Raw genomic sequence first — 1,247 nt, forward strand, 5'->3', positions numbered from 1 at the left:
ATTCGGAATTCTTTTTTAGTAAGCCAATTTTTTGTCGTTCAGCTCAATACTAAATTTTACACTTGCTCCCAAAACTTCAAATACCTTCATTATTGTGGAAAACCTGGCATCTGTGGTGCTGTTTTCAATTTTTGAGATTTGAGCCTTTTTTACTCCTACCAATTCCCCGAGCTGCTCTTGAGTTAAATTACGCTCCTTCCTTGCCTGCTTAATGGCATAGCCCAATAAGTCAAGACGAAGTTCGTTCTCGAATTCATCCCTTTTTTTTGTTCCTTTTTTTCCGATATGCTTGTCGGTCAACTCCTCTAAACTGTACGTTTTCATTTTTTCCTCCCTTTTTCTTTTTTCTCTTGAAAATATTGCTCCATTAGCTTCCTCGCCTTTTCAATTTCACCTTTTGGAACTTTTCCTGTCTTTTTTATCAGCCCATGGGTTGATATCACTACTGTATCTTCCTTGGCTGTTTTATCCCAAAAAGCAAATAGCCGGTAATACGTTTTGCTGAACTTCGTCCTAAACTCCCACACTTCATCCTGGAGTTTTTTAAAAAGTTCTTTGTCATTTGTAATACTGGCCTTCCAAATATTGTAAAAAATTTTCTCCCTTGCTTTTTCGTCAAGTTCATCAAGGAATTGCTTCGCATCTTCCAAAAATTCTACCCTGAATTTATAATTATCCATTCAAGTTCCCTTTAGAACTTCAAATATAAAAGTTTCTTTTTTAGGAAACTATTTTTGTTCGTGGGTTTTTTAATGCTGATGCATAATCGGGTCAGGCAAGGGAATTTCACCCTCACCTTCCCACAGAACCGTGCGTGAAGGTCTCTCCGCCGCGGCGGACTCTTCATACCAATAACCACTAAAGGTAATGCACTGATACTAATTTCTCAGTGGTGGTCTTGTTTCCTTTTCATAAATCCTCTCCGCCGCGGCGGATTGTAAACAAATTGGAAACATGATATGCTCACACCCCGCACACCTCGCTCAAATGTCCTTCCCGGACATTTGCCGTGCTCCACTCCCATTACAGGAGCTTCAACACTACTACGAATGAGTCTGCCCCCAACACCTCTTCCACATTACCTGAAAGTCTGCATCCTCTCTCGATTTTACAGAGCGGTGTAGAGTTCACTTGTTCCCCCGAAATAATCGGGGCAGGCATTGAAGTGGCCTATACTGCGTTCCTGCCAGCTTAACCCCGGATGCGATGTGGCCAGTATATCCGATCGCCCGCCACACTCTGTCATA

The 1,247-nt window shown here is 41.7% G+C and carries 2 protein-coding genes; both read right to left on the reverse strand.

Going from position 1 to position 1,247, the window contains the following annotated elements:
- Positions 1-15: 15 nt before the first annotated feature.
- Positions 16-324, reverse strand: a complete 309-nt coding sequence (locus tag B879_RS20795; protein WP_009187193.1) for a helix-turn-helix domain-containing protein — start codon at positions 322-324, stop codon at positions 16-18.
- A complete protein-coding gene (locus B879_RS20800; protein WP_009187194.1) occupies positions 321-680 on the reverse strand; it encodes a type II toxin-antitoxin system RelE/ParE family toxin in 360 nt (119 codons plus the stop codon). The genes B879_RS20795 and B879_RS20800 overlap by 4 nt, the downstream gene beginning before the upstream one ends.
- Positions 681-1,247 lie beyond the last annotated feature (567 nt).

Source organism: Cecembia lonarensis LW9, assembly GCF_000298295.1.
Classification (GTDB): domain Bacteria; phylum Bacteroidota; class Bacteroidia; order Cytophagales; family Cyclobacteriaceae; genus Cecembia; species Cecembia lonarensis.

Excerpts from the sequence above, each read along its gene's own strand:
- B879_RS20795 (WP_009187193.1), bottom strand. The coding sequence starts at position 324 with ATGAAAACGTACAGTTTAGAGGAGTTGACCGACAAGCATATCGGAAAA.
- B879_RS20800 (WP_009187194.1), bottom strand. The coding sequence starts at position 680 with ATGGATAATTATAAATTCAGGGTAGAATTTTTGGAAGATGCGAAGCAA.